Raw genomic sequence first — 15,376 nt, 5'->3', positions numbered from 1 at the left:
TGACACTTCAACTGAATTCTAGTAGATTTTTTCGATGTACTACCTTTCCACAGAGTAAAGTATTTCTCTCTTTCATTTTACATCATTACGCAATAGGAGGCTGGTCACATGGAAAAGCTTACTTACAGTCAACCGCCCAAAGAGGCTGAAAACCAGCAAATTACTATACAATTAGACGGCAATTCGATTGGAACTATTTCCTTATTTTATCCAACTAAACTACATCAGCTTATGAATCAGTTTATCTCGGGGCAATGGGCTCACTTGCAAGTTGAAACATCAGACGGGAATGAACTTCGCATCATCCAAGCAAATGGTTACCTGCCTTATAAAGAGCGCCATTGGACTGTTCTTAACGGGAACCAAGTCATTGGCAAAATAAAGGAAGAACTGACACCTCAAGCCCAAGTACATTCTTTAACCTTTTTTAATAGTGAACAGGTAATTGAAGCGAAAAAAGGACATATTAAAGGTTCTTCAAAACAAGGAACTTTGGAAGAGAAAGGTGGAGAAGACGGTTCAGTGGAGCTTGTATTACAAGCAGACAGCGACTACATCCGTAATGGCATCACGACCGCCCATACGGTTACACTTCACCATTCTTCACGAGACCCACTTTTATTAGCTGCCATTAATTATTTATTACGGTTAACAGAAAAGGAATAGTTCTCCAGTAGGCTCTTTTCTAAAACATTGTTGCTATTTGTTTTTAGAGCGTTAGGCAAGCGCATGCGTGCCCTGTCACGCTTAGCGCGACAGCTTTTTCAAGTAAAATAGCAACAAACTTTACGAAAACAGCCTTCCAGCAAAAGTAAGCCTCGACCAATTTATGGTCAGAGGCTTATTTTTTAAGTTTTTAGCCAAATCACTGTGGTCTACCGCTCAAAAAGCATCAAATACGATAACATCTTTCTCAAGCAATTTTTCTCTCTACTTCATCTACTTTAAACGGTTGATCTGCTCTTAGTTCTTTTCTTAATTTTACAGAGAAAAGAATGATAGCGATGATTGTTACAAAAGCTGCCCCGATTAGAGATACATCCATCGACAGTCCCAAACCAATGTCTGCGTTTAAAATATACGTCGTCGTTACCATCGTCATAAAGGTCGCCGGTATACTGGAAATCCAATGATTTTTACCTTGTAACGCTAGATACATAGCTCCGACCCAAAGTGCAATCATCGCTGTGGATTGATTCGCCCATGAAAAGTAACGCCATAGTAATGTAAAGTCAATTTGCGTTAATGCTACCGAAAGTCCGAACAATGGAAAAGCAATAAATAATCGGTTGCGACGTTTGATTTGACCAATTTTAAAGTAATCGGCAATAATCATACGTGCACTACGAAATGCTGTATCTCCAGATGTGATTGGGAGAATAATAACCCCGATTACAGCCAGCGTACCACCAATTGCACCGAGCATGACCATAGATACTTCACTTACGACTGCAGCCGGTCCACCTCCATTAAGGATGGCGTTTAGGTCCGTTCCATGGAAAAGACTCATAGCTGCCGCTGCCCAAATCATCGCAATGACAGCTTCTGTAATCATCATGCCGTAAAAAATCTTACGTCCTTGTTTTTCATTTTGAGTCGTTCTGGAAATGATCGGTGATTGAGTGGCGTGGAATCCACTTAACGCCCCGCAGGAAATGGTTAAGAATAACAATGGAAAAATCGCGAGTCCTTCAGGGTGCATATTCGTAAATGACAGTTCTGGAATCGGTGCTCCCGTAATAACAAGACCTCCCCCAATTCCAAGGGCACTAATCACGAGTAATGCACCGAAGATCGGATAGACACGACCGATGATTTTATCAATCGGTAGCATTGTAGCAACAATATAATAAACGAAAATAAGACCAATGATCATACCGATCGTCAGCCACCCTGGCGTCAAATTATCGATTAATGCAGCAGGGGCTGTCACAAAAACAGTTCCCACTAACAGTAACAACAGGACTGAGAAGCCATTAACAACGTGTTTCATAACGTTTCCGAGAAATTTTCCTGCAAGCTCAGGTAAGTGAGCGCCCCGGTTACGAATGGAGATCATCCCGGTTAAATAATCATGAACTGCTCCGGCAAAAATAGCTCCTAATACGATCCACAAAAATGCAACCGGTCCATATAGAGCACCTAAAATCGGGCCAAAAATCGGACCGACACCAGCTATATTTAATAATTGAATCAATGAATTTCGCTTCGTTCCCATCGGTACATAATCAATGCCGTCCTGATTTGCATAAGCAGGGGTGGGTCGTGCTTCTTTTACACCAAATACTCGTTCAACAAACTTCCCATATGTGAAATAACCAATGACTAATAAAATGATCGATACAATAAATGTCACCATCAAGCTTCACCTCGCCTCTTTGAATACGCTTTCATTATAGCGTGATAAAGGGACGGAGAATGAATTCCGTCATAACATGTCGAAAATTCACCCTCACGTGCTAAAAAACGAGGTTAAAATACAACGCTTACAACTCTAACCGGTGACGCAATTCTTTGACATAATTACGACTTACGGGAATCTCCACCCTCCCTCCCTGAATTTTCAGTTGATAAGCTCCATTTAACCAAGGAACTAATGCAGAAACTCGTTTCAAATTAACTAAAAAACCTTTGTGCGTGCGAAAAAAAGAGTAATCAGCGAGCTTTTCTTCGAGCTCTTTTAACGTCTGTTTACTGGAATAACAATGCTCTCCAACACAGATTTTAGTCTCTTTTCCCTCACGAAAACAATAGTCAATGTTTTGAGGGCTCAAATAGATAATTGTTTCCTCATTCTCGACGGCAAGCTTCCCAAGGTGATTGGCTTTTTGCGCGGGCTGGTTTTCTCCACCATTCCCCGATTCGATTTTACGAATTCTTTTGATTGTCTCTACAAGTTGGACTTCATCAAAAGGTTTTAATAAGTAATCCACCGCTTCAAGACGAAAGGCTTTTACCGCGTAGTCTGGATATGCTGTGGCAAAAACAATATGCGGAACCTTCTTTAACTGTTGGAGGGCATTGGCGAGCTCCACACCATTCATTTCTGCCATTTCAATATCTAAAAACAACACATCCGGATGTAGCCTCAACGCTTGTTCAAGTCCTTCCTCTCCAGAACTAGCTTGACCGACAATATCAAAGTCCTCGTATTCGGATAAAAGATGCCGTAGCTCTTCCCGACTTAATGGCTCATCATCAACAATTAACGTTCTTATCGTTTTCATCTCGATCAGTTCCTCCATTAGTCATGTAAAAATAAACCGTTGTTCCCTTTGATTTTTCACTTTCAATATGCAATTCACTTTCTTCTCCTAACATGAGCTTTAAACGTTTTGACACATTAAACACACCAAGACCTGTCCCATCTTTGGAATCAAGAGGATTCTTTTTCAAGCTTTCAAGCCTATCGGGATCCATGCCAACACCGTTGTCTTTTACTGTAACTCGGACTTTGTCATTTTCTATGCTCTCGATGTGCACATAAAGATAAAAAGCAGCGTTACGTTTTTTTCCTTCAAAGCCGTGTTTAATTGAGTTTTCTACGAGAGGCTGTAGTGTCATTGATGGAACATTATATGACAGAGCTCGTTCATCAATTTGATATTCGACCTGTAAACGGTCTTGAAAGCGGGCTTCCTGAATCGATAAATAAGCCTTCACATGATCGATTTCCTCACGTAATGTCGACGTACCTCTTTTCGTACTCGTTAAGTTTTGCCGCAAATAATAAGACAGCTGTAAAAGAAGTTTTCGAGCATACCCTGGGTTAATACGAATCAGCGAAACAATAACATTTAATGCGTTGAACAAGAAATGAGGACTAACTTGTGCCTGCAGTGCACGAACCTCCGCCTGATTGGCTAACTCTCGTAGTTCATCAACCCTTGCTAGCTCTAGTTGGTTACTTAAAAAGCGAGAGACTCCTTTAACAAGCTCACGTTTTATAGGTGTAAGTTCTTTTTCCGATCTCACGTAAAATTTTAACGTCCCAACTGTCGCACCTTCTTGCTTTAACGGTACGATTATGCCTGCACGAATTTGACAACCGGATTCCTCACAAGCGATATCTTTTTCCGTGGCATCAACCAATTCTCCCATTTCTAACACCCGCTTCGTTGCAGGTGTTTGAACCTCACTTCCAACAGGATGATGATCTTTTCCCTGTCCCTCAAAAGCTAAAATCCTTGTTCTATCTGTAATAGAGACCGCTACGGCCCCCACTTCTTTTACTAAAATCGCGCACGTCGCTTTTGCTGATTCAGGGGTAAGACCTTTTCGTAAATGACCGAGGGTACGATCAGCAATACGCAAAGCTTTTTCTGATTGAGCTGCACCAATACGTTCTTCCTCTCGAATCACATTTCGAATTATGAGAATAAAGATCATCGCACCTATACCATTGGCTAAAATCATCGGAAAACCGATCATTTGAACGAGCGCCAGCGCACGCTCGAAGGGATCAGCAACAAGAAGGATAACGCCCATTTGAATTGCTTCACATAATGCTCCAATAATAAATGTACCAGGTAGTGTTATGATCCGATTCTTTTTGACGAGACGATGAATAAGCCCTGCTAGCATTCCGGCAATCACTGCAGAAATTCCACAAGCAAACGCTGTATATCCACCGAGAGAATACCGGTGAATGCCAGCAATTATCCCTGCACCAGTACCTACTCTCCAACCACCAAGTAATCCAGCCACCACAACACCGATTACTCTCGAATTGGCAAGCGCCTCATCTTCCCCAACTTTCCACGTCCATACCGAATAAGTAGGCTCATTCGGGTTTACTTCTAATCCTATATATGTACCGATAATACCAAATAAGCCGAATATTAGCGTAATTTTTAAACGTTCAGCAAACGTCACATCATAGCGATCAAGAAGCTCTCGAAAATAACTGATTCTCGTCATAATAAAAGCAACCATGACGATGATACCAAGGCGTTCGAGCATGAGTACAAGTAACTCCCACATGGAAGTCACCTCTTTTCATAGTGTATATTTACATTTACTATGTCCTTGCTAACTAAGATTAACCTCGAAATAACGCTCTTGCAAAATGGATTGTTTTTATTAATCTCCGGTAGGTGACAACACGGTCCTACTAACCTAAGTTTCTTTTTACTCAGTTGGAGACACTTAAACCAACCTAGCTTAAAGAAACCACTTAGCTAGGCTCGTTTATTTATATTTGCTTTTACAGCCAATTTTGCGCATCCTAGAACCGGTGTCTAAAACTAGATCGAACCGTTTTACGTTTAAACGCTTTTTATTCCTATTAATAGTGCTATCAAGCGCTGCTCACCTTTCTTTTTTGTTCACGCCTCTTCTTTCAGCTTTTGATAAATCAAAATTGCAGTTACAAGGTCATAGATCGCCATCCCTACTGATTTAAAAACAGTAAACGTATTTTTTTTTGCTTGAAATTGACTCTGGTTTAAAATTAAATCTTCTAATGTGATGGTATTCTTCTTTTTAATCCCCAATTCCTGAGCCCGGATCAGATCACCTGATTCCTTTAAAGCTGTTCGTGTATCGACATACACCTCGTCGACTCGTTCAAAGATATAGTCTGGAATTTCCTGCATGAACGGTCGAAATGAACCGCAGCCGACAATATGTTTTCCATTTAATTCTTCCTTAGGTACTTTAGGTAAAACAGATGTTTTCGAGCTCGTTGCTGTTACAATAATGTCTGATTTTTTCATAACTTCCGCCGCCTCTACGTATTCTACTTCCAGCTTCGGAAATACTCGATTTACTTTTTCAATATAGCGATTCACATTGTCTACGTTCCGGCTGTAAAGAAAGACTCGTTTTATTGGACGGACGGCACATGCCGCTTGTAAGTGACTGAATCCTTGTACGCCTGTGCCAATAATCCCAACAGTTGACGCTTCTTCATCTGCTAAATACTTCATGCTGATTCCGCCGAGAGCACCTGTACGAAGAGCTGTAATTTCCTGAGCATCCATCATCACTAACGGTTCCATCGTTCTGCGATCATTTAAAATCATAAGAGCATTAATCGTAGATTTCCCTATTGATGGATTATTTGGCGCCACCCCCACTAGCTTCGTACCGTAGTACTCTTCAAAAAATGAAGGCATTAGTAAAATCGTGTTCTCTCCGTCTTCTTCGTGCATACGCTCTGGCACATTCACACTGGATTGATCACCCTTTAAATAAAAATCCTCAATGGCTTTTATCACGTCATTCATTGAAATCAAATCATGAATTTTTTTACTGTCTAGCAGTTGCATCGTAAAAGACCTCCATTTTTTTATAAATCATTCGAAGAAAGTTTTCTTTATTGGTTCACTATTGTAGCAGAGTGCAGAATTAAATCCATCATTTACCTTGGGATTGCTGAATAACTCTAGAACTCACATACAAAGGATCCCGCTTCCATGGCTTCGCTTTCCGCAGGCAACGATTTAGCCTCCTCATTTGCGAAAGGCGTGAAGGTAGCTGTCATCTTATAAAAAATGAAAAGCTCGGTTCAAACCGAGCTTTTCATGATCTATTCATATTTCTGGAGCCACTCGTCCATCGCTTCCATATCTTTTGAAAACACACGATCTTCTGTAATGGATGGAACCACTTTCCTTGCTAAGTCGTAAAACTCTCTCGTTACTGTCGCCATTTTTTCAACCCCTCGGTATTCAACGGCTTGCATCGCACAGACCGCTTCGATGGCAACCACTTTTCGGGCATTCTTGACAATTTGATCTGCATGGCGAGCACCGGTCGTTCCCATACTTACGTGGTCTTCCTGGTTAGCAGATGACGGAATCGAGTCAACACTTGATGGGTGAGCCAGCGTTTTATTTTCTGATACAAGAGAAGCAGCTACGTATTGCATAATCATTGCTCCTGACTCAAGCCCAGGTCGAGGACTTAGGAATGCAGGTAAGTCATTTAACTGAGGATTTACCAGCCTTTCAATTCTTCGCTCTGAAATATTAGCCACCTCTGCAAGTGCAATACTCATAAAGTCCATCGCTAATGCAATCGGCTGACCATGGAAATTACCACCGCTAAGTACCTTTCCACCATCTTCAAAAAGAAGTGGATTATCAGTAGCCGCATTCATTTCGATTTCAAGCTGTTTTTTAACATACGCTAACGCTTCAAAACTTGCACCATGGACTTGAGGTATACACCTAAGTGAATAGGCATCTTGTACACGCAACTCTCCTTGCTTTGTCACCAATTTACTGTCAGCTAAATGCTCTACAATTTTTTTTGCAACCGTGATTTGTTCTTCATGGCCTCTTGCTTTGTGAATATCTTCATCAAATGCATCGATAATCCCCCGAAGTCCTTCCAAAGTCATCGCCGAGATAAGGTTGGCTTGATTAGCTAATCTTTCTGCTTCTAAATAAGCAAGAGCACCAACTGATGTCATCGCTTGTGTTCCATTGATAAGTGCGAGCCCTTCCTTTGCATGAAGCGTAAGAGGGATCAATCCGGCACGTGCTAACGCATCTTGAGCAGCTATTTTGTCTCCTTCATATACTACATCTCCTTCTCCAAGAAGCGCTAATGCTAGATGAGCTAATGGAGCCAGATCCCCACTTGCACCAAGGGATCCTTGCTGAGGAATAACCGGATGTATCGATGCATTAATAAATCCAATGATCTGATCGACCACCTCGATTCGCACTCCCGAATATCCTTTTAGCATCGTATTGACCCTAAGTAACAACATTCCTCTCGACACTTTATCGGAAAAGGGATCTCCAACTCCGCACGCATGAGAGTGTATCAGGTTTTTTTGCAAAAGAAGCACATCTTCTTTCTCAATGCTTACGTCACTAAATTTTCCAAACCCAGTATTAATGCCATAAATCGTTTTCCCATTATCAACGATCGTATCAACCGCTTTTCGACCTTTTGCTACTCTTTCTACTGCCTCTTCTGAAGCCTTCACCTTCTCATTTCTGTTAACTACTCGGTCAAAATCTTCTAATGTTAAATTTTCTCCTGTTAAAATCATCACAATTTTCCACCTTTCTTATAGCACCGAAATAAAGCATTAAAAAGAGACAAGGAACAAAAAATCCGGTCAGATTTTTCGTCCTTGCCTCTCGATTATTTGAATGCAATTTTCAAACCTTATTAGCCCTAGCATGGGGCATCACCACTTTTAGAGATTCTTTCTTTTCCATTATATCTAATCAAGCCTATTATGCCAAACATTATTCTGAACATTCAATAAAAACTTCACTTCAACCGAGTGTTCTTCAATAAGTTATGCTATACTAAATCGTGAATTCTAGATATGAGGGGAGAATGTCATATGAAACACGTAACATTAAATAACGAACTTAAGATGCCACAACTTGGCTTTGGCGTATGGCAAGTCGAAGAAGACCAAGCCGTTACCGCTGTACTCAATGCCTTAGAAGTCGGTTATCGTTCCATTGACACTGCTGCCATTTATAAAAATGAACGTGGAGTTGGAGAGGCTCTTCGCAAAACGGACCTTCCACGTGAAGAACTATTTATTACAACAAAAGTATGGAACTCAGATCAAGGCTATGACAACACATTAAAAGCCTTTGACGAAAGCTTGGAAAAACTCGGCATCGACTACGTAGACTTATACCTCATCCACTGGCCGACACCTGAATTTGATGAGTATGTAGATACATATAAAGCAATGGAAAAGCTTTATAAAGATGGAAAAGTGAAAGCTATTGGTGTGTGCAACTTTGATATCGATCACCTTCAGCGTTTACTTGATGAATGTGATGTAAAGCCAGTGTTAAATCAAGTCGAATGTCATCCATACCTCTCACAAAACGACCTAAAAACGTTTTGTAAAGAGCACGATATTTATGTGGAAGCGTGGAGCCCACTCATGCAAGGGGGAGACGTGTTAGGAAATAAAACAGTACAGCAAATCGCGAAAGCGCACGAAAAAACACCAGCTCAAGTGATCATTCGCTGGCACCTGCAAAACGATTCCATTGTCATTCCGAAATCCGTCACACCATCTCGAATTAAAGAAAACTTTGATGTATTTGACTTTGAATTAACTGCAGAAGAAATGAAGCATATGGATGAACTAGACCGAGGCGAAAGAAAAGGTCCTGAACCAAAAGAGATGAACAAAAGATAACGGAAACCAGCGGGGGATATCTCGCTGGTTTTGTTGATTTTAAGACCTTACACTATCTTCCCTTCCTTAAGCATAGAATGAAAGGTGACAACTAAGTCTTACGAGGAGGCAAAGAGATGGGAGTTCGTTTTTTAAAGGTAGCTGTCATATATTTTGCGGTTGGTGTTGCTCTCGGCTTGTATATGTCAATGGCACATGACTACTCGTTAAGAGGCGTTCATACGCACATTAATTTACTCGGATGGGTTTCATTTGCTTTAGCAGGAATCATCTATCACCTTTTTCCACGTGCTGGTGAAAACCGGCTTGCTGCCTTTCACTTTTGGGCCCATACCATTGGTCTTCCCGTCATGATGGTGAGCCTGTTCTTCGTCATCCTCGGCTATGAAGCGTTTTCCCCGCTCGTTCCTTTTGGCACGATACTAGTATCACTAAGCATATTTATATTTGTTATAAATGTTCTAAAAAATGTGAGGACGAGGGTTTATTAGAATCAATGCCCTATAAAACTGAAGTGGAGTTGCCGGAAGCTGAGGGGACTGACGATCTAGTCAACGACGGTAGTTTTCTGGTCTTTCGGCATTTGGTCTAGTCTTACTCCCTATTTTTCTGGTCACCCAACGCCTAGATCTGGTCTTTTTAGCATGTGGATACAATCAAACTCCCACACGTCCGGTTTTCCCCCACCAATCTGCTCTTTAACAAGACATTACCTCTAAAAAAACACAAACCGAGTGAACTCATCACTCGGCTTGAGATGCTAAATTTATCTTCTGATCGATGCGGCCATTCTTACGTACGTGTGTCTTCTGCCGCGGATCGCTACACTTAACGTCATGATATTCTCAGGTACGGCTACTCCTGTATAGCCTGCATCACCGATATGATGAATGTCTGCACCTACCATTTTATTTTGAAGTGCGATTTGACGAATCGTTCCTCCGTCAGCGCCTTCTTGTGAAGTACCGATCGCTAGCATCGAGAGGGCTCCCTTTTCTCTCACCCATGCTGCATCTTTTTGCGTTTGCTCGATTGACACCCCTGGGACAGTCCCTGGTGATGGAAGCAAAATGACATCAGCTCCCGCTTCAACGAGCTGAGTGAGTGTATCTTTTGAATAGATTTTTCCTCCCTCTTCACCTGCAACGCCTGAACTATGCATTTTTCCCGCCATGACTAGAAGATCGCTGCCATGCTGCTCTTTAACATGACCTACAGCTTTTACAATTTCACTGTTTGTCACGCCAGTCTTTGGATTCCCCGTCAAACACACAAAATCAAAGCCGAGCTCTTTGACCTTTGTGATTGTTTCCTTGGAAGCAATTCGCCCTTTACTAATTTCCTCTAATTCTTCTAATGAACGACTTCCAGTATCTACTGGCTCTAAATTAATGCCAATTGGACGCCCAGTAAGTTTTTTCAACTCACGAACGACCTCAAAAGAGTCCACATCTTCAAGTCCAGCTACAACCGGTTCAAAGACATCAAATAGATTTAGCAAAATAATATCGGCTCCAAAGCTTGCAACAAGCTCACCATTGGTTACTTGATTAAATAACGGAGGCGCGGGTGCGACCACTTCTGCTACAACCGTCCGTCCTTCAGAGGCAAGAATAGCTTGCTTAAAACCTTTACTTGTCATCTTTTCAAAATCTGATGCACGGCAATCCAATAAGCGCTTCACTATTGCGTCCACCCTTTCTACTTTTATTAAAAGGCTGTTTTTCGGAAAGTTGTTGTTGTTTGAGAGTTTTTTTCAACTAAAAAAACAAATAGCGACACTCTGCCGCATACTTTTAAGTCTCAAGGATGTTTTCCCTTGAGAAGACCGGCGAGATGGTATCTAGTAAAAGAAGAAGCTGTAATCCACATGGGTCACAGCTTCTTTTTTAAACTTAAAGTTTCTTTTTCATAGCACTTGCTAAAAATTCAACGTCAGTGCCAACAATCACTTGTAAATCTGTACTGTTTAGTTTCATAACACCGCGAGCTCCTGCTTTTTTGAGCGCCGCTTCGTCAACTTTACTCATATCATCCATTTTCAAACGTAAACGAGTGACACAGTTATCGAGCTGAGCAATGTTTTCTTTTCCGCCTAATGCCTCGATATATGACTCAGAACGAGCTTCGTACTTATCATCCTTTGAATGGCCTTCCTGAGTAGCCAATTCCTCGTCCTCGTCATCATCTTCACGCCCCGGCGTCTTCAAGCCTAATTTTACAATTAAGAAATAGAAAACGACGAAGTAAATGGCTGCATAGATCAAACCAATGATCGCTAATAACAGTGGTTGCGTTGCAATACCAAAGTTTAAGAAGAAGTCGAATGCACCAGCTGAGAAGGTGAAACCGTGCAAAATGCCTAAGGTGTTAACAACAAACATAGATGTTGCAGTAAGAACCGCGTGTACTCCGTATAATAGTGGAGATAAGAACATGAACGAGAATTCGATCGGTTCAGTAATCCCTGTTAAGAAGGAAGTTAGCGCCAAGCCACCAAGCATACCTGCTGTTGCTTTACGACGATGACGTTTTGCAGCCAAGATCATCGCAAGACACGCTGCTGGCAGACCAAACATCATAATAGGGAAAAATCCTCCCATGTAAACACCTGCTGTTGGATCTCCAGCAAAGAAACGGTGTAGGTCACCTGTAGCGCCGTTAAATGAACCAAATTCAAACCAAACAAAGCTATTTAATACATGATGAAGACCTACTGGGATGAGAAGTCGGTTTAAGAACCCATAAACCCCGGCACCAGCAGCGCCTAAATCAATAATCCCTTGACCTAGTGCATCAATACCTGCTTGAACTGGTGGCCAAGCATAACCGGCAATAAATGCAAGTAAAATTGTAACAAGTGCCGTGATAATCGGTACAAATCGCCTTCCACTAAAGAAGCCTAACCAGTCAGGCAATTGAATATCATGGTAGCGGTTATATAAGAGACCTGCAACGACACCTATAATAAGACCACCTAAAAATGACATGTCAATGTCCGGGTTAATCGTCTGGGCTCCCTCATTTAATATGAAGAACCCAATGGCACCGGCTAGTCCGGCTGCACCGTTGTTATCTTTCGCCAAACCAATCGCAACACCAATTGCAAAAAGTAATGGTAAATTTGCAAACACTGCATCCCCTGCGGCTGCCATGAATGGAATATTTAAAAGGTCTTCCTGTCCTAAACGAAGTAAAAGCCCTGCAGCAGGTAACACAGCGATCGGAAGCATGAGTGCTTTACCGATTCGTTGTAAAAAACCTAACATTTTTTCATCTCCCTAATCATAGTTTTAAGTGCGTATTTCTTTATAAAAGATAATAAAACCGACCGACTCTAACATTCATATTCAGTGTTCTAGACAACCATTCCTCCTCTCAACAATCCATTGTTAACGGTTACACATCACCCAGAAAGGGAGGTCAATCGTTTTTACGATGACCTAAAGTACGGATTAAGAATGTTGTACACTGTTTACTAAATGAAGGGCTTCTTCATCGGCAATAACCGTTAAGTTTGGATGACGCTGCAAAACAGTTGCAGGTACTTTTTCAGTAACTTGCTTACCACAAATGAGCTCATAAAGAGCTTCAGCTTTACTTGATCCAGAAGCAAGCAAGACAATTTCTTTACTTTCCATAATCGTCTGAATCCCCATCGTAATCGCATGGGTTGGAACCTCTGCTTCATTTTCAAAAAAGCGGGCGTTGGCTTCGCGTGTTGATTCCGCTAATTGGACAACTTGCGTTTTAGAGTTAAAGGAAGTCCCTGGTTCATTAAATCCGATATGACCATTCGCTCCAATACCTAGAAGCTGAATATTTACTTGCTCAAGGTCTGTGATCATTTTTTCATATCTTTCACATTCACCATCAAGGTTTTCTGCGAGTCCATTTGGTAAATGAGTATTCGCGTCAGGAATATCGATGTGATCAAACAAATGGTTTCGCATATACGTGTGGTAGCTGTTCGGATGCTCGTCAGAAAGTCCTACATATTCATCTAAGTTGACGGTATGAATATCTTTAAATGAAAAGTTTCGTTCACTTGCTAGCTTCACGAGCTGTTTGTACATGCCCTCAGGTGTACCACCTGTCGCTAACCCCATGACATTCACACCAGTAGCGGAAAGCTTTTCAATCAGCATTTCAGCTGCCACTTTGCTCATTTCTTGATAATTTTTCACAGATATAATATTCAATCCTATTCCTCCTCGCTGTTTGAATAAACAGATTGACCTTTACAGTAGGTTTCAAAAATTTCAAAGTTCTCATTCAAAATCGTGAAGTCAGCGTCTTTTCCTACTTCAATGCTCCCTTTTCGATCGTCAATTCCGAGCTGTTTTGCTGGATTTAAACTGGCCATTTTCACAGCCTCATATAAAGAACAGCCACTGAACTGAACCATATTACGGACGGCTTCATTCATTTTTAAGACACTTCCTGCAAGCGTCCCGTTAGAAAGCTCAGCACGTTCTCCTTTGACAGTAACATCTTGCCCGCCTAAGTCATAAGTCCCGTCACCTAATCCTTTGGCACGCATCGCATCCGTAATTAAAATGATCCCATCTTCCCCTTTGTTTTTGTAGGTCATCTTGACCATTTCAGGTGAAACGTGTATGCCATCTACGACCAGTTCCGCTTTAAGTTCATCGTATAAAAACACGCTTCCTGCAACACCTGAATCACGATGATGAATCCCGCGCATCCCGTTAAAAAGATGCGTGGCATGACAAACCCCGTGATCGATCGCTTCTATCACTTGAGCATGAAGTGCATCGGAATGACCGATAGACGGAATAATATTCTTCGAGTGTAAGTAGTCTACCAATTCCATTCCTTCCTCAGGTGCTAAAGTGACTAATTTAATTTGATTATTTGCTGCCTTTTCAAACTGTTGGAATACAGTAACATCTGGTTTATAAATGTGTTCTAACGGCTGTGCTCCAGCTCTTTTTGCTGAAATAAATGGACCTTCTAAATGAACACCTAAAAGCTCAGCTCCTGCTTCACTTGGCGCCTCCATATAAGCAGCAACGTTTTCGAGTGCTTTCTGTTTTTCAGCCACCTCTTGTGTAATTGTTGTCGCTAAGAATGCCGTCGTCCCTTCTTTTGGAAGATGGCGAACCATTGTTGGAAACGTAGATTTTTTAGCATCCATCACATCTGCTATATAAGCACCATGTATGTGAATGTCAATAAAACCGGGGACAATTAAAGTCCCCTTTGGAAACTCGATAACTTCCCAATCCTCTTCTGTTAAACCATCGCTCTGACGAACAGAAACGAATCGTTGGTTTTCAACTTCTACAACCGGATCTTGGATCGTTTCCTCTTTGGCATATAACGTACAACCTTTATATAAAACTTTTTTCATCACGCTCATCCTTTAACCTAATCTCGGAATTCTATTTTTATATTGATTAATAAGTTTCTGATTATGGTCATCAGCGCCATCAACATTTCCACTTAAGAAAACAGGCGGTGTATGTCCTTTTTCAGCTAAATTCGTGATAACGTCAGCAAAAATAGCGTTTAAGATCGTAATCCCCACTACAGAAGAGGTAGGTCCAAATGGAACGTCCACTTGGTCATGGCGAAGAACCGCGTCCCCTTCTACACTTAAATTGTCAAAAGTAAGGTCGACTGCATCCAGCAGCCTTATGCCACTTTCATGACGAGAGGGCTGACTTTTTGAAAAAGCTACCGATGTTAGTCCAATGGTAAAAGCACCCTGTTCTCTGGCGTAGAGAGCCACATCAATCGGAACCGGGTTGCGACCGGAAGTTGAAGAGACAATGACAACGTCCGTATCTCGAATATCTTCTTCTTCTATGAACGTCCTTGCATAGCCTCTCTTCCTTTCAAGCTCTGATGAGCGGACAGCTCCTTCATGAAGCATTAAGCTTTCTTCTAATATTGGGTTAACGGGAACGAGACCTCCAGCACGATAAAAAAGTTCTTCGCCTAACAGATGAGAATGACCAGCTCCAAACAAATGAATGACGCCACCCTTTTCAATGGCCTGTGTTATAGCATCCACTGCTTCTTCAAATTGTGAGCGCTGATTTTCTAATAGGTTTGTTAACCTCTCTTGGATTTCTTCGATATAGTTACGGATCATGACGGGTTCCTCCTCGAATGCCTCTACTATTATCATGCTCTTGTTGTTCCAATTTATGAAAACGCTGTTATCTAACTTTATCATAACACCAAGGTTGTAAAGTTGTCTATACC

At 41.5% G+C, this 15,376-nt stretch carries 13 protein-coding genes; 3 read left to right on the top strand and 10 right to left on the bottom strand.

Annotated features, from left to right (window positions below; all coding sequences use genetic code 11):
- Positions 1 to 108: 108 nt before the first annotated feature.
- Positions 109 to 666: a hypothetical protein gene (locus CDZ94_RS18205; RefSeq protein ID WP_096439570.1), complete on the top strand. Its 558-nt coding sequence runs from the start codon at positions 109 to 111 to the stop codon at positions 664 to 666.
- A gap of 247 nt (positions 667 to 913) precedes the next feature.
- Here the strand turns inward: CDZ94_RS18205 and CDZ94_RS18200 are convergent, their stop codons facing one another.
- The 5 genes from CDZ94_RS18200 to hutH all read right to left on the bottom strand — a co-directional run bounded on the left by CDZ94_RS18200 (position 914) and on the right by hutH (position 8,014).
- Positions 914 to 2,359: a carbon starvation CstA family protein gene (locus tag CDZ94_RS18200; protein ID WP_096439568.1), complete on the bottom strand. Its 1,446-nt coding sequence runs from the start codon at positions 2,357 to 2,359 to the stop codon at positions 914 to 916.
- Between the two features lie 127 nt (positions 2,360 to 2,486).
- The gene (locus tag CDZ94_RS18195; RefSeq protein ID WP_096439566.1) at positions 2,487 to 3,227 is read right to left on the bottom strand and encodes a LytR/AlgR family response regulator transcription factor; all 741 of its coding nucleotides are present in this window, start codon (positions 3,225 to 3,227) and stop codon (positions 2,487 to 2,489) included.
- Positions 3,199 to 4,983, bottom strand: a complete 1,785-nt coding sequence (locus CDZ94_RS18190; RefSeq protein WP_096439564.1) for a sensor histidine kinase — start codon at positions 4,981 to 4,983, stop codon at positions 3,199 to 3,201. Before CDZ94_RS18190 ends, CDZ94_RS18195 begins: the two co-directional genes overlap by 29 nt.
- A 344-nt stretch (positions 4,984 to 5,327) precedes the next feature.
- Complete coding sequence (locus tag CDZ94_RS18185; RefSeq protein ID WP_096439562.1) at positions 5,328 to 6,272, bottom strand: ornithine cyclodeaminase family protein; 945 nt, start codon at positions 6,270 to 6,272, stop codon at positions 5,328 to 5,330.
- A 260-nt stretch (positions 6,273 to 6,532) separates the two neighbouring features.
- The gene (gene hutH, locus CDZ94_RS18180) at positions 6,533 to 8,014 is read right to left on the bottom strand and encodes a histidine ammonia-lyase (RefSeq protein WP_096439560.1); all 1,482 of its coding nucleotides are present in this window, start codon (positions 8,012 to 8,014) and stop codon (positions 6,533 to 6,535) included.
- Between the two features lie 300 nt (positions 8,015 to 8,314).
- On the opposite strand from hutH, the gene CDZ94_RS18175 reads away from it, so the two are divergent.
- Positions 8,315 to 9,139, top strand: coding sequence for an aldo/keto reductase (locus CDZ94_RS18175; protein WP_096439558.1), 825 nt, complete (start codon positions 8,315 to 8,317; stop codon positions 9,137 to 9,139).
- A 116-nt stretch (positions 9,140 to 9,255) separates the two neighbouring features.
- The gene (locus CDZ94_RS18170) at positions 9,256 to 9,630 is read left to right on the top strand and encodes a cytochrome-c oxidase (RefSeq protein ID WP_096439556.1); all 375 of its coding nucleotides are present in this window, start codon (positions 9,256 to 9,258) and stop codon (positions 9,628 to 9,630) included.
- 275 nt (positions 9,631 to 9,905) lie between these two features.
- Here the strand turns inward: CDZ94_RS18170 and CDZ94_RS18165 are convergent, their stop codons facing one another.
- From CDZ94_RS18165 to CDZ94_RS18145, 5 genes are all read right to left on the bottom strand, one after another.
- Positions 9,906 to 10,823: a DUF7916 family protein gene (locus CDZ94_RS18165; RefSeq protein WP_096439554.1), complete on the bottom strand. Its 918-nt coding sequence runs from the start codon at positions 10,821 to 10,823 to the stop codon at positions 9,906 to 9,908.
- 211 nt (positions 10,824 to 11,034) lie between these two features.
- The gene (gene nagE, locus CDZ94_RS18160) at positions 11,035 to 12,408 is read right to left on the bottom strand and encodes an N-acetylglucosamine-specific PTS transporter subunit IIBC (RefSeq protein ID WP_096439552.1); all 1,374 of its coding nucleotides are present in this window, start codon (positions 12,406 to 12,408) and stop codon (positions 11,035 to 11,037) included.
- 186 nt (positions 12,409 to 12,594) lie between these two features.
- A complete protein-coding gene (gene nagB / locus CDZ94_RS18155) occupies positions 12,595 to 13,341 on the bottom strand; it encodes a glucosamine-6-phosphate deaminase (RefSeq protein WP_096439550.1) in 747 nt (248 codons plus the stop codon).
- Positions 13,342 to 13,343: 2 nt separating this feature from the next.
- A complete protein-coding gene (gene nagA, locus CDZ94_RS18150) occupies positions 13,344 to 14,516 on the bottom strand; it encodes an N-acetylglucosamine-6-phosphate deacetylase (RefSeq protein WP_096439548.1) in 1,173 nt (390 codons plus the stop codon).
- 12 nt (positions 14,517 to 14,528) lie between these two features.
- Complete coding sequence (locus tag CDZ94_RS18145; protein ID WP_096439546.1) at positions 14,529 to 15,263, bottom strand: SIS domain-containing protein; 735 nt, start codon at positions 15,261 to 15,263, stop codon at positions 14,529 to 14,531.
- Positions 15,264 to 15,376 lie beyond the last annotated feature (113 nt).

Source organism: Alteribacter populi (genome assembly GCF_002352765.1).
In the GTDB taxonomy this organism is placed as follows: Bacteria; Bacillota; Bacilli; order Bacillales; family Salisediminibacteriaceae; genus Alteribacter; species Alteribacter populi.
The sequence above is the reverse complement of the archived record's forward strand: the minus strand, read 5'-3'. Positions and strand labels throughout refer to the sequence as shown.

What these genes read in the sequence shown, in the direction of transcription:
- CDZ94_RS18170 (WP_096439556.1), top strand. Translation starts at nt 9,256, where the DNA reads ATGGGAGTTCGTTTTTTAAAGGTAGCTGTCATATATTTTGCGGTTGGT.
- CDZ94_RS18175 (WP_096439558.1), top strand. Translation starts at nt 8,315, where the DNA reads ATGAAACACGTAACATTAAATAACGAACTTAAGATGCCACAACTTGGC.
- CDZ94_RS18190 (WP_096439564.1), bottom strand. Translation starts at nt 4,983, where the DNA reads ATGTGGGAGTTACTTGTACTCATGCTCGAACGCCTTGGTATCATCGTC.
- CDZ94_RS18145 (WP_096439546.1), bottom strand. Translation starts at nt 15,263, where the DNA reads ATGATCCGTAACTATATCGAAGAAATCCAAGAGAGGTTAACAAACCTA.
- CDZ94_RS18195 (WP_096439566.1), bottom strand. Translation starts at nt 3,227, where the DNA reads ATGAAAACGATAAGAACGTTAATTGTTGATGATGAGCCATTAAGTCGG.
- CDZ94_RS18200 (WP_096439568.1), bottom strand. Translation starts at nt 2,359, where the DNA reads ATGGTGACATTTATTGTATCGATCATTTTATTAGTCATTGGTTATTTC.
- nagE (WP_096439552.1), bottom strand. Translation starts at nt 12,408, where the DNA reads ATGTTAGGTTTTTTACAACGAATCGGTAAAGCACTCATGCTTCCGATC.
- CDZ94_RS18205 (WP_096439570.1), top strand. Translation starts at nt 109, where the DNA reads ATGGAAAAGCTTACTTACAGTCAACCGCCCAAAGAGGCTGAAAACCAG.
- nagA (WP_096439548.1), bottom strand. Translation starts at nt 14,516, where the DNA reads ATGAAAAAAGTTTTATATAAAGGTTGTACGTTATATGCCAAAGAGGAA.
- CDZ94_RS18185 (WP_096439562.1), bottom strand. Translation starts at nt 6,272, where the DNA reads ATGCAACTGCTAGACAGTAAAAAAATTCATGATTTGATTTCAATGAAT.